We start from the raw sequence: 20,785 nt of genomic DNA, 5'->3' as shown, positions 1-20,785 counted from the left end.
CAGCGCCGATGGTAGTTGGGGGTTTCCCCCTGTGAGAGTAGGACGCCGCCAAGCCATTTATTAAGATCAGCCATCCGGCTGGTCTTTTTTGTATTGCAATCTTTTCGGCTTTCAGGGATGAGTGACGTAAATTAACATCTAATCGACCTGCAGCCTAACTTTTTCGACCTAAAATAAAATAAATCGACCCACAGGCTAATTAATTCAACCTAAAGTGAAATAAGTCGACCTTCGTTAAATTCTCTCAAATTACAACAGCTGACTTATAAAATCGGTCTTACTTGAATTGAAATAATTCGCGAGAGCAAGATACGAATATGGAGCAGAGGTTAATTTCATGAATAAGGCTATAGTAATTCAGAGGGGAAGAAGGGTAGGATAGTGAAGAGGATGTATAATTTATGGGTGTAGGTGCTTTTACGGAAGACAGGGATATCATAATCTTAGGCATTATGGAATTTCCATTATAATGTAATCGATTTTTTTGAAATGTATTCTTGTCTTTACTTGTTCTTTTCATTATACTAGGAAGAATTTATTAATGATAATAATACAAGTTAAATGCTAAGGAAGAAGACAGACAAAATAGAATTATGGAAGGAATAGGTATTGTGAGTAAAAAGAGTAAGGAAAAGTTTGAAGTTATCGAGGGCGAGACAATCAATGCATGTTTAGATCGAATTAAAGAGGCAGGGTATTTTCCTGTAAGGAGAACGGAAGAGCCTATCTTTGCCGAGAGAATCGAGAATGGCAAGGTCCATTATGTGCCAGTTGATCGAAAAATTGTATTCGAAGCAAAATTAATTGAGTAAAACACGAACGATTAATTAATATCATGTAAAAATATTCGATTTTAACTTGACATTAAAATGCCCGGAAGGTAAGATGAAGTTACATTAATACATCTCATATAATCATGGGGATATGGCCCAAAAGTTTCTACCTGATGACCGTAAATCATCGGACTATGAGAAAAGCATCTGACTATTTCGGAAACTAGCCAAGTCTTTTTGTTTTTTCAAAAGGGCTTTCTTCTCCGGACAGGTTGCTTTCTCGATGAGGAAGCAACCTGTCCGGTTTTTTAATTTACATGTTATAGATAAATGATAAGCGTCCGTCTGCATACCCGGGACGCCATAATATGAGTGTTGGAGGGAAAGATGATATGAAACCGCAAGTTGGGGTTATTATGGGAAGTGTCTCGGATTGGGAAACGATGAAATACGCTTGTGAATCATTGGAACAGCTTGAGATTCCCTATGAAAAAAGAGTCGTTTCCGCCCACCGGACGCCGGATTTACTATTTGAATATGCAGAGAGTGCAAAAGATAGAGATATTAAAGTGATTATTGCCGGAGCAGGCGGGGCTGCACATCTTCCAGGTATGACCGCCGCTAAAACGATTGTCCCTGTGATAGGCGTGCCAATACAGTCGAAGGCATTAAATGGGATGGATTCGTTATTATCGATTGTTCAAATGCCTGGTGGCGTACCGGTTGCAACGGTTGCGATCGGAAAAGCGGGCGCAGTCAATGCCGGTTTGTTTGCGGCTCAAATATTAGCAGCTTTTGATTCTGACATTGCTGATAGGTTAGAGGCTTTACGAGACGAAACGAGAGAAAAGGTGTTACAGAGCAGTGAACAACTTAAATAATACAATCATTTTACCGGGACAGACCATTGGAATAATCGGCGGTGGACAATTGGGCAGGATGATGGCCTTATCGGCTAAGGCATCGGGCTTTAAGATAGCGGTCCTTGAGCCGACAGCAGAAGGTCCATGTGCTCAAGTGGCGGATATTGAAATCACTGGTGCTTATGATGATATCGAAGCATTGAAAAGGTTGGCTGAGGTCAGTGACGTCATAACATACGAGTTTGAAAATATCAGTTCAGAAGCACTGGATTGGTTAAAGCAACATGCATTTCTTCCACAGGACTCAGAATTATTAAAGCTGACACAGGATAGGCTGACGGAAAAAAAAGCCATATCTGATGCAGGAGCTTCCGTTGCTCCATATCAGGAAATACAGGATATTTCAGAAATTTACCTTCATATAGAGAAATTAGGGTACCCTAGTGTGTTAAAAACGACGCGGGGCGGTTATGATGGAAAAGGGCAGTTGGTCATTAAGGAAGAAGCCGACATCAAAAAGGCTGAATCCCTGCTCAAAACAGGTATATGTGTGCTGGAAGCCTGGATTCCTTTCGTAAAAGAAATATCCATTATCGTGACGCGCAAGGCAGATGGCGAGACAAGTCATTTTCCGATTGCAGAAAACATTCATGTTAAAAACATTCTTCATAAAAGCATTGTTCCCGCCCGTATTAGTCAACAAGCTGAACGGAAAGCTATTAATGAAGCTTTGCAGCTTGCAGAGAAACTTGATTTGGTGGGGACATTGGCGGTCGAGATGTTTTTAACCGCTCAGGATGATATCATCATTAATGAATTAGCTCCAAGACCTCATAACTCAGGCCATTATACAATGGAAGCATGTGAGACTTCACAGTTCGAACAGCATATAAGGGCTGTCTGCAATTGGCCGCTCGGAAATACGGAGTTATTGAAGCCTGTGGTAATGATAAACATCCTAGGTGAGCATGTCAGGCCCTTAATGGATGAAATTCCGACGCTTTCAGATTGGAAGGTTCACCTTTACGGTAAGAAAGAAGCCAAGCTTAAGCGGAAAATGGGTCATGTGAATATTTTACGTCCAACGATTGAGGAAGCTCTTTTGGAAAGTGATCGAAGCAAAATATGGAATCAACAGGTTGAAACGGAGGAAGTAAAATGATTGAACGTTATACCCGCCCAGAGATGGGAAACATTTGGACAGAAAAGAACCGCTTTAATGCGTGGTTGGAAGTTGAAATCTTAGCTTGTGAAGCATGGTCTGAGCTAGGTGTCATTCCTAAAGAAGATGTGAAGCTTCTTCGTGAAAATGCTACATTCGATGTAGACCGTATCAATGAAATCGAAAAAGATACACGCCACGATGTTGTTGCTTTTACACGTGCGGTTTCTGAAACGTTGGGTGAAGAACGGAAATGGGTCCATTACGGACTGACTTCCACTGATGTGGTGGATACAGCTCTTTCATATGTGATAAAGCAAGCGAATGAGATACTTGCCAAGGATTTAAATAACTTCGTGGAGATCCTGAAAAATAAAGCGAAAGAACATAAATACACGGTTCAAATGGGACGTACACATGGAGTTCATGCTGAACCGACCACTTTTGGGTTGAAACTGGCTCTTTGGTATCAAGAAATGAAACGCAATGTCGAACGTTTTGAAGAAGCTAGAAAGAACATAGAGGTTGGGAAAATCTCTGGAGCTGTCGGAACTTACGCAAACATCGACCCGTTCGTTGAAAAATTCGTTTGTGAAAAGCTTGGCCTTGAAGCAGCGCCAATTTCAACACAAACATTGCAGCGCGATCGTCACGCACATTATATGAGCACATTGGCTTTAATTGCGACATCAATTGAAAAATTCGCAGTTGAAATTCGCGGCTTGCAAAAAAGTGAAACACGCGAAGTGGAAGAATTCTTTGCAAAAGGACAAAAAGGATCTTCGGCAATGCCTCATAAACGGAATCCAATCGGTTCTGAAAATATGACGGGTATGGCTCGTGTAATCCGCGGTTACATGATGACAGCATATGAGAATGTGCCATTATGGCATGAACGTGACATTTCGCATTCTTCTGCTGAGCGCATCATCTTGCCGGATGCAACGATCGCATTAAACTACATGCTGAACCGTTTCAGCAACATAGTGAAGAACTTGACCGTTTATCCAGAAAATATGAAACGCAATATGGACCGTACGCTTGGATTGATTTTCTCACAACGTGTACTGCTTTCCCTTATCGATAAAGGACTTGTCCGTGAAGAAGCTTATGATACGGTTCAGCCGAAAGCGATGGAAGCATGGGAGCTTCAGGTTCCATTCAGAAGCCTGATCGAAAAGGATGATAAAATCACAAGCTTGCTTACGAAAGAAGAACTTGATGATTGTTTCGATCCTACACATCACCTGAAAAATGTTGATGTAATCTTTGATCGTTTAGGTTTATAAAAGTGAAGGCGGCAAACATGGCACCTCTAAACGGTAATATGTTTGCCAAGCCTGATCAATGGCAGGAAGATTCATAATATTCACAATGTGGGGGTCTGGACAGATGGAAAAACGAGAATTGTTGTATGAAGGAAAAGCGAAACAGATTTTTGCAACGGACAACAGTGAAATAGTTTGGGTGGAATACAAGGATTCGGCAACAGCGTTTAATGGTGAGAAGAAGTCAGAGATTGCCGGAAAAGGTAAGTTGAATAATCAAATTACTAGCTTACTATTTTCAAAGCTTGCCCAAGAGAATATCCCATCCCATTTTATTGAAATGCTTTCCGACCGGGAGCAGCTAGTCAAGAGGGTATCCATCATTCCACTTGAAGTCGTTGTCAGAAATACGGCTGCCGGCAGTTTTTCTAAAAGAACTGGCATTGAAGAAGGCCAGCCGCTCAAGAAAACGCTGATTGAGTTTTACTATAAAGATGACGAACTCGGCGATCCTCTGTTAACGGAAGACCATATTGAAGAATTGGAACTTGCAAGCAAGGAAGATGTAGCGATTTTAAAAGAAAAGGCACAAGAAATCAGTATCGTCTTAACTTCCTTCTTTAAAGAGTTAGACATTAAATTGATTGATTTTAAATTAGAGTTTGGTAAAACCTCGAATGGAGACATTCTGCTGGCGGATGAAATTTCACCTGATACCTGCCGCTTATGGGATATTAATACGAACGAAAAGTTAGACAAAGATGTATTCCGCCGTGATTTAGGAAGTTTAACAGATGCTTACGAAAAAATACTAGCAAAGTTGGAGGGCACTCAACATGTATAAGGTTAAGGTATATATCACACTACGCGAAAGTGTACTAGATCCACAGGGAGCAGCAGTGCAACAATCACTTCATAGTTTGACTTATAACGAAGTTAGTGATGTTCGAGTGGGGAAATACATTGAACTTACAATTAAGGATACGGATCGTGATTTAGATCAACTTGTGAAGGAAATGTGTGAAAAACTATTGGCCAATACGGTAATTGAAGCTTACCGTTATGATGTTGAGGAGGTTATCACCCAATGAAATTTGCTGTCATAGTTTTCCCTGGTTCCAATTGTGATGTCGATATGTACCATGCGATAAAGGATGCACTGGGGGAAGAAGTGGAGTATGTTTGGCACTCTACAGACAATCTAGATCAGTATGATGGGATTCTTCTTCCTGGAGGTTTCTCTTATGGAGACTATTTACGCTCTGGAGCAATTGCAAGATTTTCGAATGTAATGGCAGAAGTCGTAAAAGCGGCACAAGCAGGAAAGCCTGTATTGGGTGTCTGCAATGGTTTTCAGATTTTACTTGAAGCAGGACTTTTACCTGGTGCGATGCGCCGTAATGAAGGCTTGAAATTCATTTGCCGCAATGTAGGACTGAAGGTTGAAAATAATCAATCGATGTTCACGACAGGATATGAATTAAATGAAACGATTACGATCCCTGTTGCCCATGGTGAAGGGAATTACTACTGCGATAATGAGACATTGGCTGAATTAAAACAAAATAACCGCATCTTGTTCACGTATGATGGTGAAAATCCAAACGGAAGCTTGGAGCAAATAGCGGGAATTACAAATGAACAAGGAAATGTCCTCGGAATGATGCCTCATCCCGAACGTGCTGTTGATTCGCTGCTTGGCAGTAAAGACGGCTTAAAGATTTTTCAATCCATCGTAAAAAACTGGAGGGAATCACATGTTATTACAGCTTGAACCAAGTCCGGAAAAAATTAAATCGGATCGATTGTACGCAACAATGGGACTATCCGATGATGAATTTGCAATGGTGGAGAAAATCTTAGGCAGACTGCCGAATTATACGGAAACTGGATTGTTTTCGGTTATGTGGTCAGAGCATTGTTCCTACAAAAATTCAAAACCCATCTTAAGGAAATTCCCGATTACAGGGGAGAAAGTGCTACAAGGTCCTGGTGAAGGAGCAGGTATCGTTGATATCGGTGACGATCAGGCTGTCGTTTTTAAAATTGAAAGTCATAACCACCCTTCGGCAATAGAGCCTTATCAAGGTGCCGCTACTGGTGTCGGCGGAATTATCCGTGATGTTTTCTCCATGGGAGCCCGTCCGATTGCGATGTTAAACTCGCTTCGCTTCGGTGAGCTAGACAATGATCGTGTGAAATATTTATTTAAAGAAGTGGTTGCAGGGATTGCAGGATACGGGAATTGTATCGGAATTCCAACTGTCGGCGGAGAAATTCAATTTGATCCATCGTATGAAGGAAATCCTCTTGTCAATGCAATGTGTGTCGGTTTGATCGATCATAAGGACATTAAAAAAGGCCAAGCGCATGGAGTGGGCAACACAGTGATGTATGTGGGTGCCAAAACTGGACGTGATGGTATTCATGGAGCAACATTTGCATCTGAAGAGCTATCAGAGTCTTCGGAAGAGAAACGGCCTGCCGTACAAGTAGGCGATCCATTCATGGAGAAGCTGCTTTTGGAAGCATGCCTTGAATTGATTCAAAATGATGCCCTTGTTGGCATTCAGGATATGGGAGCAGCAGGTCTTACAAGCTCATCTGCCGAGATGGCGAGTAAAGCTGGCTCAGGAATAAAAATGAACCTGGATTTGGTACCGCAGCGTGAAACGGGAATGACAGCATATGAAATGATGCTATCTGAATCACAAGAGCGGATGCTGATCGTTGTCACTAAAGGACGCGAACAGGAAATCGTCGACTTGTTTACGAAATATGACCTAGAAGCGGTTGCTGTTGGTGTAGTAACGGATGATAAAAACCTAACCCTTTCCCATCAAGGTGAAATCGTTGCTGAGGTTCCGGTTGATGCATTGGCTGAAGAAGCTCCTATTTATCACAAGCCATCTGCAGAGCCGCAATATTTCCGTGACTTCCAAAGCATGACGGCAGAAGTGCCAGTCATTGAAGATTATAAAGAAACATTGGTATCACTATTGAAGCAACCGACAATTTCGAGTAAGGAATGGGTCTACGACCAGTATGATTACATGGTCCGCACGAATACAGTCGTCTCACCTGGATCGGATGCAGCGGTAGTGCGTGTACGTGGTACGAATAAAGCCCTTGCCATGACGACGGATTGTAACTCCCGCTTTATTTATTTAGATCCTGAAACAGGCGGCAAAATCGCTGTGGCTGAAGCAGCCCGTAACATCATTTGCTCGGGTGCGGAACCTTTAGCGATTACGGATTGCTTGAACTTTGGGAATCCAGAAAAACCAGAAATATTCTGGCAACTGGAAAAAGCGGCAGACGGTATGAGTGAAGCTTGCAGAAGCTTAAGTACTCCCGTAATCGGCGGAAATGTTTCCCTTTATAATGAAACGAATGGTGAAGCGATTTATCCGACGCCTGTAGTTGGAATGGTTGGTCTAGTCAATGACCTTAAGCACATCACAACACAAACATTTAAAAATGAATCCGATTTGATTTACGTGGTCGGTGAAGCGAAAGTTGAATTCGGAGGCAGTGAATTACAGAAAATGCTCGAGGGTAAAATCTTTGGACGCGCTCCAGAACTTGATTTGGACCTTGAACAAAAACGTCAGCAGCAAATTCTGACGGCAATTCAAAACGGACTTGTTGCATCAGCCCATGACCTTTCGGAAGGCGGTTTGGCAGTGGCTTTAGCTGAATCTTTATTCGGGGCTAGCAAACTAGGGGCAAAAGTGAATATATCCGGGGAACCTGTATCTGAATTATTCAGTGAAACGCAATCACGATTCTTACTGTCCATCAATCCTGATAATCAAGCGTCATTTGAAGCTCTTGTTGAAGATGCGATTTGCATAGGCTCAGTAACGGCTGATAATAAATTAGTCGTAGCAACAAGTGATAGCAAAGTGTTGGAAGCGGACGTTGAAGATTTACAAACAGCTTGGAAGGGAGCCATACCATGCTTGCTGAAATAAGAAGCCTAAACGAAGAGTGTGGTGTTGTTGGAGTCTGGGGACATCCCGATGCAGCGCAGCTTGCTTACTACGGTTTGCATAGCTTGCAACATCGTGGTCAAGAGGGAGCGGGCATCGTCGTGACGGATGGTGAGCAGATGTCCATCTCTAAGGGCGAAGGACTTGTCACAGAGATATTCACTGCGGAAAAAATGCAGGCACTTTCCGGTAGCGGTAAAGCGGCAATAGGCCATGTCCGTTATACAACGGCAGGCGGCGGCGGGTATCAAAATGTTCAGCCTTTCCTGTTCAATTCTCATACAGGAGGGCTGGCCCTTGCTCATAATGGGAATATCGTCAATGCCCATCAATTAAAAGCACAGCTTGAAGGACAAGGAAGCATTTTTCAAACGACCTCTGATACGGAAGTTCTGGCACATCTGATTAAACGCTCCGGCTACTCGGATGTAAGAGATTCTGTGAAGAACAGTTTAAGCATGCTGAAGGGAGCCTATGCCTTTGTCATCATGACCGAAACCCAAATGATCATGGCAAGAGATCCGCATGGCTTCCGTCCACTTTCCTTGGGGAAAATAGGCGATGCATATTTCGCTGCATCCGAAACATGTGCACTTGATATTGTAGGTGCAGAATTCATCCGCGATATTGAGCCGGGTGAACTCGTTGTCATTAATGATGAGGGAATCACATCCGAATACTTTTCGCTTTCCAGCCAACAGGCAATGTGCACGATGGAGTACGTGTATTTTTCCCGTCCGGATAGCAACATTGATGGTATCAATGTTCATACGGCACGGAAAAACCTTGGTAAGCAAATGGCACTCGAAACCAAAATTGAAGCAGACGTAGTTACAGGTGTACCTGATTCCAGCATCTCGGCGGCGATTGGCTATGCTGAAGCTGCAGGCATTCCTTATGAAATGGGTTTAATAAAGAACCGTTATGTTGGACGGACTTTCATTCAGCCATCACAAAGTCTGCGTGAACAAGGCGTAAAGATGAAACTATCACCTGTAAGAGGGGTAGTGGAAGGCAAGCGGGTCATAATGGTTGATGATTCAATCGTCCGTGGGACAACGAGCAGAAGGATTGTCCGCATGTTAAAAGATGCCGGAGCGAAAGAAGTGCATGTAGTAATCAGCTCACCACCGATCAAGAATCCATGTTTTTATGGCATAGACACGTCTAAAAAGGAAGAACTGATTGCGAGCTCAAAATCGGTGGAGGAAATAAGGGAAATCATTGAAGCTGATTCCTTAACTTTTTTAAGTGTCGAAGGTATGGTCGAAGCAATTGGACGACCGTTTCCTGGAGAAACGCGCGGTTCATGCCTAGCTTGTTTCACCGGAAATTATCCGACTGAAATTTTTGAATACGAACGAGAAAAAACAAAATGTTAATCAAGTCGGCAATGATGATTGATTTTCGGAGGAGGATTTCAAATGGCTAATGCATATAAACAGGCTGGTGTGGATATTGAGGCTGGTTATGAAGCGGTAAATCGAATGAAGAAACATGTAAAGCGCACATTTCGTCCAGAAGTAATGAATGGTCTGGGCGGTTTCGGCGGCATGTTTGATTTATCTTCCTTGAACCTTAAAGAACCTGTGCTCATTTCTGGTACGGATGGAGTGGGTACAAAACTTTTGTTGGCGTTCATGATGGATAAACACGATACAATTGGAGTGGATTGTGTAGCTATGTGCGTCAATGATGTTGTCGTTCAAGGTGCTGCACCTTTATACTTTTTAGATTATATTGCCTGCGGTAAAGCAGATCCTGAACGAATTGAAATGATCGTCAAAGGAATTGCAGATGGCTGTGAGCAGGCGGGCTGTGCTTTAATCGGCGGAGAAACGGCTGAAATGCCGGGCATGTATGAGACGGAAGAATACGATGTGGCAGGATTTACTGTAGGTGCCGTTGAAAAATCACGTCTGATTACTGGTGAAGCGATCTCGGCTGGTGATGTTGTTATTGGACTCGCTTCAAGCGGCATACACAGTAATGGGTATTCCCTTGTTCGTAAGATCCTTCTTGAAGACTCAGGTATGGGGCTTCATGACTTCGTACCGGAACTGGATTGCAAGTTGGGAGAGGAATTATTAAAACCGACGAAAATCTATGTGAAGTCCGTTTTATCGACGTTGGAAAAATTTGAGGTTAATGGTCTTGCCCATATCACCGGTGGAGGATTCATCGAGAATATTCCGCGTATCCTTCCTGAAGGATGCGGTGTTGAAATCGAGCTTGGAAGCTGGGAAATTCCAACTATATTTTCATTCCTTGAAGAAAAAGGAAACCTTGTAAAAGAGGAAATGTTCAATATCTTCAATATGGGTATTGGGATGACGGCTGTCGTCAAAAAAGAAGTGGCATCGGATGTGCTAGCCCACCTAAAGTCTTGCGGTGAAGAAGCCTCAATTATTGGAACGATCGTGGATGGAAATGGAGTGTCGTTCAAATAATGAAACGCCTTGCTGTTTTTGCATCAGGTAACGGTAGTAATTTTCAATCAATTGCTGAAGCAATAAAAAGTGGAAAGTTGGAGGCGGAAATCTGTCTTGTCGTTTGCGATCGTGAAGACGCATATGTGCTTGAGAGAGCAAAGCTTGAGAATATTGACTCTTTCTCCTTTTCAGCAAAGAATTACTCCAACAAGACTGAATATGAATCGGAAATCCTGGAAAAACTTCGCCAGTATGAGATAGAATTCATCATTCTTGCTGGTTATATGCGTTTGATCGGTCCGACATTATTACAAAAGTATTCACAGAGGATTATGAACATCCACCCTTCACTTCTGCCTAGTTTTCCAGGCAAGGATGCAATTGGCCAGGCTTTTGATGCCGGAGTGAAGGAAACGGGGGTAACCGTTCATTATGTTGATGATGGAATGGACACAGGACCGGTCATTGCCCAAAAAACAGTGCCAATTCTTGAAGGGGATACGAAAGACATCCTTCAGAAAAGGATTCAGGAAATGGAGCATGACTTGTATCCATCAGTTTTGCAGGAGCTATGCCACAAGAAACTTACTTAATGGAGGGACCAACATAACATGAAGAAACGCGCATTAATTAGTGTATCGGATAAAACAGGTATCGTAGAATTTGCTCAAGGTTTAATTGAAGCAGGTTTTGAAATCATTTCTACAGGCGGTACCAAAAAAACGCTTCAGGAAAATGGTATTGAGGTTATCGGAATCAGTGACGTCACCGGTTTCCCGGAAATATTGGATGGACGTGTTAAAACGCTTCACCCGAATGTCCATGGAGCAGTGTTGGCAAAACATGATGACAAAAGTCACGCAGAACAGCTAGCTGAGCATAATATTGAACCCATTCAACTTGTCTGTGTAAACCTATATCCATTCCAAGCGACTATTTCCAAACCGGAAGTCACTGTGGAAGATGCTATTGAAAACATCGATATCGGTGGACCGACAATGCTTCGTTCTTCTGCTAAAAACCACGAATATGTGACTGTTATCGTTGATTCCAATGATTATCCTACCGTATTGGCTGAGCTGAAACAAAACGGCGGGGTAGCAAAAACCACGAATCGCCGCCTGGCTGCAAAAGTTTTCCGGCATACGGCAGCATATGATGCAGTTATTTCAGAGTATATGACAGAGCTTGCCGATGAAGAAAATCCTGAATCATTGACTGTTACCTATGAATTGAAACAGTCGCTTCGTTATGGGGAAAATCCACATCAAAAAGCCGCATTCTATAAAAAACCGCTTGGTTCCGTTTTCTCAATTGCAGAAGCGAAGCAATTACATGGAAAAGAACTATCATACAACAACATCAATGATGCTGATGCAGCACTTCAAATCGTTAAAGAATTCAATGAGCCTGCTGCAGTTGCAGTCAAACATATGAATCCTTGCGGCGTCGGTGTCGGTGCGACCATTTTGGAAGCATATGAAAAAGCTTATGAGGCAGATGCCACCTCCATTTTCGGTGGGATCATCGCTTTGAACCGTGAAGTCGATAAGGCGACAGCGGAAAAGCTTCATGAAATTTTCCTTGAAATCATCATTGCCCCTGGGTTTACACAAGAGGCAGTGGAAGTATTGACAAGCAAGAAAAACCTACGTTTATTAACGATCGATTTCGACGCGGTTAAAAAGCCTGAACGTAAATTGACATCCATTGAAGGCGGATTACTTATTCAAGATCGGGATGCACATAGCTTAAAGGATGCAGAGGTAAAAGTGGCAACGAAACGTGAGCCTACCCCTGAAGAGTGGAAAGCCATGGAACTTGGCTGGAAAATCGTGAAACATGTCAAGTCGAATGCAATAGTGGTTTGTAACGATCAAATGACATTAGGTGTTGGCGCAGGTCAAATGAACCGTGTAGGAGCTGCAAAAATTGCTCTGGAACAAGCTGGGGAAAGAGCGACAGGAAGTGCATTGGCATCAGATGCTTTCTTCCCAATGGATGATACTGTAGAAGCGGCAGCAAAAGCGGGCGTCACGGCAATCATTCAGCCTGGTGGATCTGTTAAAGATGAGGATTCAATCAAGAAAGCTGATGAATATGGGATTACAATGGTGTTTACAGGAATTCGTCACTTTAAACATTAATCAAAAACGAGGTGCGATAATGAATGTACTAGTAATTGGCCGGGGCGGCAGGGAGCATGCCATAGCCCGCAAACTATTTGAAAGTAAACGGGTTGGGACTGTTTTTGCTGCACCGGGAAATCCAGGGATGACCGATGTGGCGACTCTTGTTCCAATTGATGAAAACAATCACGGGGAATTGGTTGCCTTTGCCAAAAAGAATGCAGTTTCATTAACGGTGATCGGGCCCGAAACACCTTTGTTGAATGGACTTGCCGATGATTTTGCGGAGGCAGGATTACAGGTATTTGGCCCTAATGGCCGTGCTGCTGTCATCGAGGGAAGTAAATCCTTTGCTAAAGATTTAATGAAGAACTACAGCATTCCGACAGCGGAATATGAAACATTCTCTGATTATGATTCAGCAAAGGCATATATCGAAAAAATGGGTGCACCCATCGTCATAAAAGCGGATGGTTTGGCTGCTGGAAAAGGTGTCGTAGTTGCTATGACGATGGAAGAGGCGTTAGACGCCATCCATGATATGCTTGTCGGGGCAAAGTTCGGGGAAGCATCTGCCAAAGTCGTTATTGAGGAATTCCTTGATGGCGAGGAATTTTCATTGATGGCATTCGTTAATGGGGAAAAAGTGTATCCGATGGTCATTGCTCAGGATCATAAGCGGGTTTTTGATGGAGATCAGGGTCCGAACACAGGTGGAATGGGTGCATACTCACCGGTGCCGCAAATTTCCGATGAAATGATTCAGACTGCAGTCGAAACGATTCTTAAGCCCACGGTAAATGCGATGATTTCTGAGAATCGGAGTTTTACAGGAATATTATATGCCGGATTGATCGCTACTGAAAAAGGCACAAAAGTCATTGAGTTCAATGCACGTTTTGGCGATCCGGAAACGCAAGTTGTTTTACCGCGCCTAAAAACAGATTTCGTGGATACGCTTGAAGCGGTTCTTTCTGGAGAGGATTTAGAACTTGAATGGCATGAAGAAGCCGTGCTTGGAGTGGTCGTCGCAGCTGATGGATATCCAGGGGAATATAAAAAGGGATCTATCATTAAAGGCTTGGAAAAGATTGATGAGAAAGCCCATGTTTATCATGCTGGAACGGCTCTCAATAATGAAGGGAACTTCATCTCGAATGGCGGACGTGTACTTCTGGTTGCTGCAAAAGGGAAAGATTTGGCCTCTGCGCAAGCTGAAGTATATAAAGAGTTAGGGCATATTGAGAAAGCTGGCTTATTTTGGCGAACGGATATTGGCTACCGAGCAATAAAATACAATTTTTCATCATAATATAAAGAAGCTGACTCTAAGCGGAGTCAGCTTCTTCTTTAGAAAAAACTTAATATGAATAAGATTGATTAGATTCATTTTCCTGTTTTGATTCACTTTTCATCAAGTTCTGTCCGTTTTCCATCGCATCGACGACAGGACAATAGCGGAGTATGCCTTCGCCTATTTTCATGGCAGAAAGCATCACCACGATTATGTAAGATTGGTTTTTCCATGGTTTTTTCACCATTTTAGCCATAGCCCATGTTAAAAATGTAAAACCACAGGTAATTCGCATTAATGCATTTATTATACTGATATTTTGTTTAAACTTCATTTAAAGTCCATCCCTTCACAAAAATTTAACAATATTCTGGATAACATTACTGTTCTAATGGGGCAAGTATGTTACTATGAAATAAAATTGGATTGAAAATGGTTTTTTTCATACATCTGTTTCTAATAACTTATGGGGGAATGTTTATGCTTGAACAGCGCTATAGATGGAAAAATAAACATCTAAGAGAACATATAGATGTGCTGGATGGCAATAGGGCACCACACATTCTGCTTAAAAATACGACTTATTTAAATCAGGCATTACGAAAATGGGTAAAGGCGAATATATGGATATATGAGGATCGCATCATATATGTTGGCGATAAGCTTCCTGATAATATAGACCGCTGTGAAATGGTAGACTGTACAAACCAGTACTTGGTCCCGGGTTATATTGAGCCGCATTCACACCCTTCTCAATTATATAATCCCCTTTCTTTTTCACGTTATGCATCTCATTTTGGCACAACGACATTGATCAATGATAACTTGCCGTTTCTATTGCAGTTAGATAAAAAGAAAGCGTTTTCTCTTTTGAAAGAATTACGTAACATTCCTGTAACAATGTATTGGTGGAGCCGTTTTGACGGACAAACGGAATTGATCGATGAAGATATGGTCTTTTCCCATGGGGCCGTTAAATCATGGCTGGAGCATGATGCCGTATTACAGGGCGGGGAACTGACTGGATGGCCGAAGCTTCTCGATGGGGATGACATGATGCTGCACTGGATTCAGGAAGCCAAGCGAATGAGGAAGAAAATTGAAGGACACTTTCCAGGAGCTTCAGAGAAGACTTTAGCAAAAATGACCTTGTTCGGCGCCGATTGTGATCATGAGGCAATGACAGGCGATGAGGTCATGTCGCGCTTACTGCAGGGCTATTATGTATCGTTAAGACATTCTTCGATCCGTCCGGATTTACCAAAGCTGATACGGGAAATCCATGAACTGGGCATCGATCATTATGACAAATTCTTTTATACGACAGATGGATCGCCGCCGTCCTTTTATGAAGGTGGTTTCATAGACTGCTTGATCAAAATAGCGATAGAGCATGGTGTTCCGGTCATCGATGCATACAATATGGCAACTATCAACATCGCACGGTATTATAACATTGAATACCTTCATGGCAATATTGCCACTGGAAGGGTAGCGAACATCAACTTCCTGACCGATGTAAAGGAACCCGCACCGGTTTCGGTAATGGCAAAAGGGAAATGGGTTAAAAGGGAAGGTGAAATCATTCCGGATAAACAGGAAATCGAATGGAGTGATTTCGATTTTAAACCGCTCGATCTTGATTGGGATCTTAGTTTAAAGGAAGATTTTGAATTTTCCATGCCGTTTGGAATTGAATTGGTCAATAATGTAATTACGAAACCGTACTCGCTTGCCAATGATGTTGGCCATGAAGAACTGAACTTTGAGGATGATGAATGCTTTTTCATGCTTATCGATCGGGAAGGGAAATGGCGCATCAATACGATATTAAAAGGGTTTGCGGACAAATTATGCGGCTTCGCAGGCTCTTATACAAATACAGGTGATATCATACTGATCGGTAAAAGGAAAAAGGATATGCATTTGGCATTTAACCGGCTGAAGGAAATCGGCGGTGGAATCATTTTAACGGAACAAGGCAAGGTGATCCATGAACTTCCTCTGAAATTAAAGGGAGTCATGTCCACCAAGGAGGTTCCTGAACTGATAGAAGAAGAAAATGAATTGAAACATTTGCTGCGTGAGAGAGGTTATCGCTTCGCCGATCCTGTGTACACCCTTTCATTCTTTTCGACAACCCATCTGCCATATATAAGGCTAACCCAGCGAGGAGTATATGATGTAATGAATAAAACTATACTCTTTCCTACTATAATGCGTTAAAATATAAGAGAAGAAATGGCTAATAAATCAGAGGAGTGGAAAGATGAACCTTAAGAGAGTTCTTTTCATCGTTATTGCTATTTTACTGCTGGCAGGATGTTCTACGAAAGAAGATCCTGCATCGGATGACAATAAGCCGAAAGACCAAGCTGTCATCAAAAATACAGATGTGAAAAATGAACCTTCCAATGAGTTTCCACTAACAGGTATAGCCACCGATGCAGGCAGTGAGCGCAGGGCTGCAGCAGTGATGATTAATAATCATCCGGAAGCACGCCCACAATCGGGCCTCTCAGAAGCCGATATCGTCTTTGAAATGCTCGCAGAAGGTGACATAACCAGATTTTTAGCTATCTTCCAAAGTGAAATGCCAAGCCAAATCGGTCCGATCCGGAGTGCAAGGGACTATTATATCGAATTGGCTAAAGGCCTTGATTGCATCTATGTCTGTCATGGGAACAGCCCCGAGGCAAAAACCATGCTGGACAAAGGGTATATTGATAACTTGAACGGATTATATTATGATGGTACTTTGTTTCAACGTTCGGCAGATCGAAAAGCACCGCATAATTCCTACACCTCCTTTGAGGATATCCAAAAAGGTGCGAAGGAAAAGGGATATGAGTTGAATGGTGCACCGGAGCCTTATGCTTTCCTTACCAAGGAAGAGGCAGCTGGACTTCAAGGGGAACCGGCATTGAAAACCGAGGTTTCCTACGGATCAGACGAGTATGATGTACAGTATGAATACGAAGCCACGGAAGAGAAATATAAACGTTATTCGAATGGAAAGCAAACAGTCGAGCATAAATCGAATAAACCTATTTTACTGGATAATATATTGATCATTGAGGCTGCTCATCAAGTGATCGACGATAAAGGGCGTCGTAAAATCGACTTGAAAAGTGGCGGAAATGGTTATTTACTTCAAAAAGGAAAAGCTAATGAAGTAGAATGGGTTAATAAGGATGGTCGGATTATACCAGTGAAAAACGATAAAGAAGTAGGGTTGATTCCAGGGAAAACTTGGATCAATATTATTCCGGATGAACCTGGTTTAGTAGGAGACGTCTCATTTTGATACCCATGAAATTGAGGGGGAGTAACATGCAAATTGATAAGTTAAGAGGAAAAGAAACGGATCAGCTGTTTAAGTCGATCCTTTCCTTGCGTGATTTGGACGAATGCTATCGATTTTTTGATGATTTATGCACAGTTAATGAAATTTCATCACTGGCACAGCGTCTTGAAGTAGCCCGCATGCTTGAAGAAGGAAAAACCTATCATAAAATCGAAACGGAAACGGGTGCAAGCACGGCTACGATTTCCAGGGTCAAACGCTGCTTGAATTACGGAAATGATGCTTATTCCATGGCACTTAACCGTATTAAGGATAACGTTGAGGAAACAACTGAATCCTAATTCTTTCGATCAAAATAAAAAGCCGGGGAATTCATTTCCCGGCTTTTTATTTTGCGTTCAGGACTCTCTTTGCCGGCTGTCTTTCAACCGTATCCGTGTTATATTGGATTTTAGATTCAGAGGTTCCATTTGGTAATAACATTTTATCGATACTTCTCTTTTTTAATGAAAAATCTTAATGCTATAATGGTGTAATGGGAAGTGTGAATGGAGGATTATAATGTACGATTTTCGCGAGTGGAAACATGTTTTCAAACTCGATCCAAATAAAGAAATAAGTGATGAGGCCCTAGAGAAAGTCTGTGAATCCGGTACTGATGCAATCATGGTCGGGGGAACGGATGGTATCACGCTAGAGAATGTGCTTCATTTAATGGCACGTGTCAGACGATATACCGTCCCATGTGTGATGGAAATTTCTTCTGTTGAAACGGTGACGCCAGGGTTTGATTTATATTTCATTCCGAGTGTCCTGAATAGCACCAACCCGGATTGGATGATGAAACTGCATCAGCAAGCAGTCAAGGAATACGGATACCTTTTGAATTGGGATGAAATTTTCGTTGAAGGGTACTGTATCCTGAATCCTGAGTGCAAGGCGGCCCAGATGACGAAAGCCAATACCGATTTGGATATGGATGATGTGGGTGCATACGCGATGATGGCAGAAAAGATGTTCAACCTGCCGATTTTTTATTTGGAATACAGCGGTGATTATGGCGATGTCCAGATGGTGGAAGCGGCCAAAGAGAGTTTGGAGGATACCGTACTATTCTATGGCGGTGGGATAAAATCGGTTGAACAGGCCAAAGAGATGTCCAAGATTGCGGATGTCATCGTTGTCGGCAATGTGATTTATGAAGATTTGGAAGTGGCACTTGCAACAGTTTCGGCAGTTAAATGAAAACATGTAATAAATATAGTATACTAAAACAGAAACGAATGTTCGTATAGGTGGTGTGATAATGCAATATTTAGCGGAAAAATTACTAATAGGTTTGAATGAACAGCAACAAAAAGCAGTGAAAGCAACTGATGGCCCACTTTTAATCATGGCTGGGGCAGGAAGTGGAAAGACGCGTGTGCTGACTCACCGAATAGCTTACTTGATGGTCGAGAAGGAAATAGCGCCTTGGAACATCCTTGCAATCACGTTTACCAACAAAGCGGCACGTGAAATGAAGGAGAGGATCCGTGCCATACTTGGCGGTGCGTCCGAAGATATCTGGATTTCGACTTTCCACTCGATGTGTGTCCGTATTTTACGAAGAGATATCGACCGTATCGGATTTAATAGGAACTTCTCGATATTGGATACGACGGATCAGCAATCGGTCATAAAACAAATCATGAAAGACCGCAATATGGATACAAAGAAATATGATTATCGTACCATTTTAGGTAGCATCAGTTCAGCGAAAAATGAATTGGTCGGGCCGGAAGAGTACGTGAAGACGGCGTCTGATTACTTCACTAAAGTAACTGCCGATGTATATACGGAATACCAAAAACGGCTGCGTAAAAATTCAGCGCTCGATTTCGATGATTTGATCATGATGACGATTCAATTGTTCCAGCTCGTACCTGAGGTGCTTGAATATTATCAGCGTAAATTTCAATACATTCATGTTGATGAGTATCAAGATACGAACAGGGCTCAATACATGCTAGTTAAACTGCTGGCTTCACGCTTTCGTAATCTCTGTGTTGTCGGGGATTCCGATCAATCGATCTATCGTTGGCGCGGTGCGGATATTGCGAATATCCTTTCATTTGAAAAGGATTATCCGAATGCCAACATGATTTTCCTTGAACAGAATTACCGCTCGACGAAAAAGATTCTTGCAGCGGCGAATAAGGTCATCGATAACAATCAAAACCGGAAGCCGAAAAATCTTTGGACCGAGAATGCAGATGGCAATAAGATATTCTATTACCGTGCAGACAATGAACAAGGGGAAGCGCAATTCGTAGCCGGAAAGATAAATGAGTTAGTCCAGGATGGCAGCCGGAAATATTCAGATATAGCAATACTTTACAGAACAAATGCACAATCACGTGTCATGGAGGAAGTTCTGCTTAAATCCAATATAAATTATGCAATAGTCGGGGGCACCAAGTTCTATGACCGTAAAGAGATTAAGGATTTACTTGCCTATCTTCGCCTTATTGCGAATCCTGATGATGATATCAGTCTTCGCCGTGTAATCAATGTACCAAAACGCGGAATTGGTGCAACTTCAATGGACAAAGTGGCAGATTATGCAGATCAATATGATGTTTCCATTTATAAAGCACTGGAATCTGTGGAAATGGTAGGGATAAGCGGGAAGGCTACCAAAGCGGCAAGGGAATTCCATACGCTGATCACTAACTATACAAATCAGCAGGAGTACTTATCCGTGACGGAACTTGTAGAGGAAGTCATTAAGAAAACCGGTTACCGTGAGATGCTGCAGGCAGAAAAAACGATTGAATCACAAAGCCGCCTTGAAAATATAGATGAGTTTTTATCTGTTACGAAAGCATTCGAAGATAACAGCGAGGACAAATCATTGGTGGGCTTTTTGACTGACCTTGCGTTGGTTGCCGATATAGACCAACTTGACGAGAATACTGAAGAAGCTACAAATATGGTAACGTTGATGACGCTGCATTCAGCGAAGGGACTTGAATATCCGGTGGTCTTTCTATTGGGCCTTGAAGAAGGGGTATTCCCTCACAGCCGATCGCTTATGGATGAAGAGGAGATGGAAGAAGAACGCCGTCTGGCTTATGTGGGAATTACAAGGGCTGAAAATGAACTATTCATAAGCAATGCCCAAATGCGGACATTGTATGGACGGACCAGCATGAATCCCGTTTCCCGTTTCATTAGTGAAATACCAGAGGAACTTCTTGAAGATCTAAAACCGAAGCCGGCTCCTAGAGCTAGGCAAACACCTTTCAGTTCTTCAAGAACCGGATCTCCTTCAACTGCTTCAACAAGAAAAGTGCCTGCCTTCGGAAGAGCTGTTTCTGCGCCATCCGCAACGGGTGGTGAAGAGATCGGCTGGGCTGTCGGTGACCGTGCCTCCCATAAAAAATGGGGAATAGGAACCGTGGTGAGCGTAAAAGGGGAAGGCGAAGGGAAGGAATTGGATATAGCCTTTCCAAGTCCAATCGGTATCAAACGCCTATTGGCGAAATTTGCACCAGTTGAAAAAGCTTAAGATTAATAT

The 20,785-nt window shown here is 42.5% G+C and carries 19 protein-coding genes and 1 riboswitch; of the genes, 18 read left to right on the top strand and 1 reads right to left on the bottom strand.

Going from position 1 to position 20,785, the window contains the following annotated elements; all coding sequences use genetic code 11:
- Window positions 1–611 precede the first annotated feature (611 nt).
- The 13 genes from V3595_RS24245 (at window position 612) to purD (ending at window position 13,934) form a co-directional block, all read left to right on the top strand.
- Window positions 612–812, top strand: coding sequence for an NETI motif-containing protein (locus V3595_RS24245; protein WP_485910210.1), 201 nt, complete (start codon window positions 612–614; stop codon window positions 810–812).
- A 74-nt stretch (window positions 813–886) separates the two neighbouring features.
- A riboswitch (purine riboswitch) is annotated at window positions 887–988 on the top strand.
- A 177-nt stretch (window positions 989–1,165) separates the two neighbouring features.
- Window positions 1,166–1,654, top strand: coding sequence for a 5-(carboxyamino)imidazole ribonucleotide mutase (gene purE, locus V3595_RS24240; RefSeq protein WP_101225050.1), 489 nt, complete (start codon window positions 1,166–1,168; stop codon window positions 1,652–1,654).
- On the top strand, window positions 1,638–2,798 hold the full coding sequence (gene purK / locus V3595_RS24235; protein ID WP_485910208.1) for a 5-(carboxyamino)imidazole ribonucleotide synthase: 1,161 nt from the start codon (window positions 1,638–1,640) through the stop codon (window positions 2,796–2,798). Before purE ends, purK begins: the two co-directional genes overlap by 17 nt.
- On the top strand, window positions 2,795–4,087 hold the full coding sequence (gene purB, locus V3595_RS24230) for an adenylosuccinate lyase (RefSeq protein WP_034306123.1): 1,293 nt from the start codon (window positions 2,795–2,797) through the stop codon (window positions 4,085–4,087). The genes purK and purB overlap by 4 nt, the downstream gene beginning before the upstream one ends.
- Window positions 4,088–4,190: 103 nt before the next feature.
- A complete protein-coding gene (purC, locus tag V3595_RS24225; protein WP_485910206.1) occupies window positions 4,191–4,910 on the top strand; it encodes a phosphoribosylaminoimidazolesuccinocarboxamide synthase in 720 nt (239 codons plus the stop codon).
- Complete coding sequence (purS, locus tag V3595_RS24220; RefSeq protein ID WP_034306118.1) at window positions 4,903–5,157, top strand: phosphoribosylformylglycinamidine synthase subunit PurS; 255 nt, start codon at window positions 4,903–4,905, stop codon at window positions 5,155–5,157. The genes purC and purS overlap by 8 nt, the downstream gene beginning before the upstream one ends.
- Window positions 5,154–5,840, top strand: a complete 687-nt coding sequence (gene purQ, locus V3595_RS24215; protein ID WP_137018223.1) for a phosphoribosylformylglycinamidine synthase subunit PurQ — start codon at window positions 5,154–5,156, stop codon at window positions 5,838–5,840. The genes purS and purQ overlap by 4 nt, the downstream gene beginning before the upstream one ends.
- Window positions 5,824–8,043, top strand: coding sequence for a phosphoribosylformylglycinamidine synthase subunit PurL (gene purL / locus V3595_RS24210; RefSeq protein ID WP_485910204.1), 2,220 nt, complete (start codon window positions 5,824–5,826; stop codon window positions 8,041–8,043). The genes purQ and purL overlap by 17 nt, the downstream gene beginning before the upstream one ends.
- On the top strand, window positions 8,028–9,443 hold the full coding sequence (gene purF, locus V3595_RS24205; RefSeq protein WP_048680621.1) for an amidophosphoribosyltransferase: 1,416 nt from the start codon (window positions 8,028–8,030) through the stop codon (window positions 9,441–9,443). Before purL ends, purF begins: the two co-directional genes overlap by 16 nt.
- Window positions 9,444–9,485: 42 nt before the next feature.
- Entirely contained in the window at window positions 9,486–10,511 is a 1,026-nt protein-coding gene (gene purM, locus V3595_RS24200) for a phosphoribosylformylglycinamidine cyclo-ligase (RefSeq protein ID WP_034306111.1), read from the top strand.
- On the top strand, window positions 10,511–11,086 hold the full coding sequence (purN, locus tag V3595_RS24195; protein ID WP_485910201.1) for a phosphoribosylglycinamide formyltransferase: 576 nt from the start codon (window positions 10,511–10,513) through the stop codon (window positions 11,084–11,086). The genes purM and purN overlap by 1 nt, the downstream gene beginning before the upstream one ends.
- 18 nt (window positions 11,087–11,104) lie before the next feature.
- The gene (purH, locus tag V3595_RS24190) at window positions 11,105–12,640 is read left to right on the top strand and encodes a bifunctional phosphoribosylaminoimidazolecarboxamide formyltransferase/IMP cyclohydrolase (RefSeq protein ID WP_485910199.1); all 1,536 of its coding nucleotides are present in this window, start codon (window positions 11,105–11,107) and stop codon (window positions 12,638–12,640) included.
- Window positions 12,641–12,659: 19 nt separating this feature from the next.
- Complete coding sequence (purD, locus tag V3595_RS24185; RefSeq protein ID WP_485910197.1) at window positions 12,660–13,934, top strand: phosphoribosylamine--glycine ligase; 1,275 nt, start codon at window positions 12,660–12,662, stop codon at window positions 13,932–13,934.
- Window positions 13,935–13,983: 49 nt separating this feature from the next.
- On the opposite strand, the gene V3595_RS24180 is transcribed toward purD, so the two are convergent.
- Window positions 13,984–14,250, bottom strand: coding sequence for a YgaP-like transmembrane domain (locus V3595_RS24180; protein WP_485910195.1), 267 nt, complete (start codon window positions 14,248–14,250; stop codon window positions 13,984–13,986).
- Between the two features lie 146 nt (window positions 14,251–14,396).
- Between V3595_RS24180 and V3595_RS24175 the strand changes: the two genes are divergently transcribed.
- The 5 genes from V3595_RS24175 (at window position 14,397) to pcrA (ending at window position 20,776) form a co-directional block, all read left to right on the top strand.
- A complete protein-coding gene (locus V3595_RS24175; RefSeq protein WP_485910194.1) occupies window positions 14,397–16,142 on the top strand; it encodes an adenine deaminase C-terminal domain-containing protein in 1,746 nt (581 codons plus the stop codon).
- A 43-nt stretch (window positions 16,143–16,185) separates the two neighbouring features.
- Window positions 16,186–17,223 carry a DUF3048 domain-containing protein gene (locus V3595_RS24170; protein ID WP_485910192.1) on the top strand — a complete coding sequence of 346 codons (1,038 nt, stop codon included), beginning with the start codon at window positions 16,186–16,188 and terminating at the stop codon, window positions 17,221–17,223.
- Window positions 17,224–17,249: 26 nt separating this feature from the next.
- Window positions 17,250–17,564, top strand: coding sequence for a YerC/YecD family TrpR-related protein (locus tag V3595_RS24165; RefSeq protein ID WP_034306094.1), 315 nt, complete (start codon window positions 17,250–17,252; stop codon window positions 17,562–17,564).
- Window positions 17,565–17,784: 220 nt separating this feature from the next.
- Entirely contained in the window at window positions 17,785–18,468 is a 684-nt protein-coding gene (gene pcrB, locus V3595_RS24160; RefSeq protein ID WP_485910190.1) for a heptaprenylglyceryl phosphate synthase, read from the top strand.
- A gap of 61 nt (window positions 18,469–18,529) precedes the next feature.
- Window positions 18,530–20,776 (top strand): DNA helicase PcrA, encoded by a 2,247-nt coding sequence (gene pcrA / locus V3595_RS24155; RefSeq protein ID WP_485910188.1) that lies wholly within the window; start codon window positions 18,530–18,532, stop codon window positions 20,774–20,776.
- Window positions 20,777–20,785 lie beyond the last annotated feature (9 nt).

This window comes from Bacillus sp. CFBP9009 (assembly GCF_036541465.1).
GTDB lineage: Bacteria > Bacillota > Bacilli > Bacillales > DSM-1321 > Peribacillus.
The sequence above is the reverse complement of the archived record's forward strand: the minus strand, read 5'-3'. Positions and strand labels throughout refer to the sequence as shown.

Coding starts and splice junctions, on each gene's coding strand:
- purE (WP_101225050.1), top strand. CDS start 1,166: ATGAAACCGCAAGTTGGGGTTATTATGGGAAGTGTCTCGGATTGGGAA.
- purB (WP_034306123.1), top strand. CDS start 2,795: ATGATTGAACGTTATACCCGCCCAGAGATGGGAAACATTTGGACAGAA.
- purC (WP_485910206.1), top strand. CDS start 4,191: ATGGAAAAACGAGAATTGTTGTATGAAGGAAAAGCGAAACAGATTTTT.
- purS (WP_034306118.1), top strand. CDS start 4,903: ATGTATAAGGTTAAGGTATATATCACACTACGCGAAAGTGTACTAGAT.
- purQ (WP_137018223.1), top strand. CDS start 5,154: ATGAAATTTGCTGTCATAGTTTTCCCTGGTTCCAATTGTGATGTCGAT.
- purL (WP_485910204.1), top strand. CDS start 5,824: ATGTTATTACAGCTTGAACCAAGTCCGGAAAAAATTAAATCGGATCGA.
- purF (WP_048680621.1), top strand. CDS start 8,028: ATGCTTGCTGAAATAAGAAGCCTAAACGAAGAGTGTGGTGTTGTTGGA.
- purM (WP_034306111.1), top strand. CDS start 9,486: ATGGCTAATGCATATAAACAGGCTGGTGTGGATATTGAGGCTGGTTAT.
- purN (WP_485910201.1), top strand. CDS start 10,511: ATGAAACGCCTTGCTGTTTTTGCATCAGGTAACGGTAGTAATTTTCAA.
- purH (WP_485910199.1), top strand. CDS start 11,105: ATGAAGAAACGCGCATTAATTAGTGTATCGGATAAAACAGGTATCGTA.
- purD (WP_485910197.1), top strand. CDS start 12,660: ATGAATGTACTAGTAATTGGCCGGGGCGGCAGGGAGCATGCCATAGCC.
- V3595_RS24180 (WP_485910195.1), bottom strand. CDS start 14,250: ATGAAGTTTAAACAAAATATCAGTATAATAAATGCATTAATGCGAATT.
- V3595_RS24175 (WP_485910194.1), top strand. CDS start 14,397: ATGCTTGAACAGCGCTATAGATGGAAAAATAAACATCTAAGAGAACAT.
- V3595_RS24170 (WP_485910192.1), top strand. CDS start 16,186: ATGAACCTTAAGAGAGTTCTTTTCATCGTTATTGCTATTTTACTGCTG.
- V3595_RS24165 (WP_034306094.1), top strand. CDS start 17,250: ATGCAAATTGATAAGTTAAGAGGAAAAGAAACGGATCAGCTGTTTAAG.
- pcrB (WP_485910190.1), top strand. CDS start 17,785: ATGTACGATTTTCGCGAGTGGAAACATGTTTTCAAACTCGATCCAAAT.
- pcrA (WP_485910188.1), top strand. CDS start 18,530: ATGCAATATTTAGCGGAAAAATTACTAATAGGTTTGAATGAACAGCAA.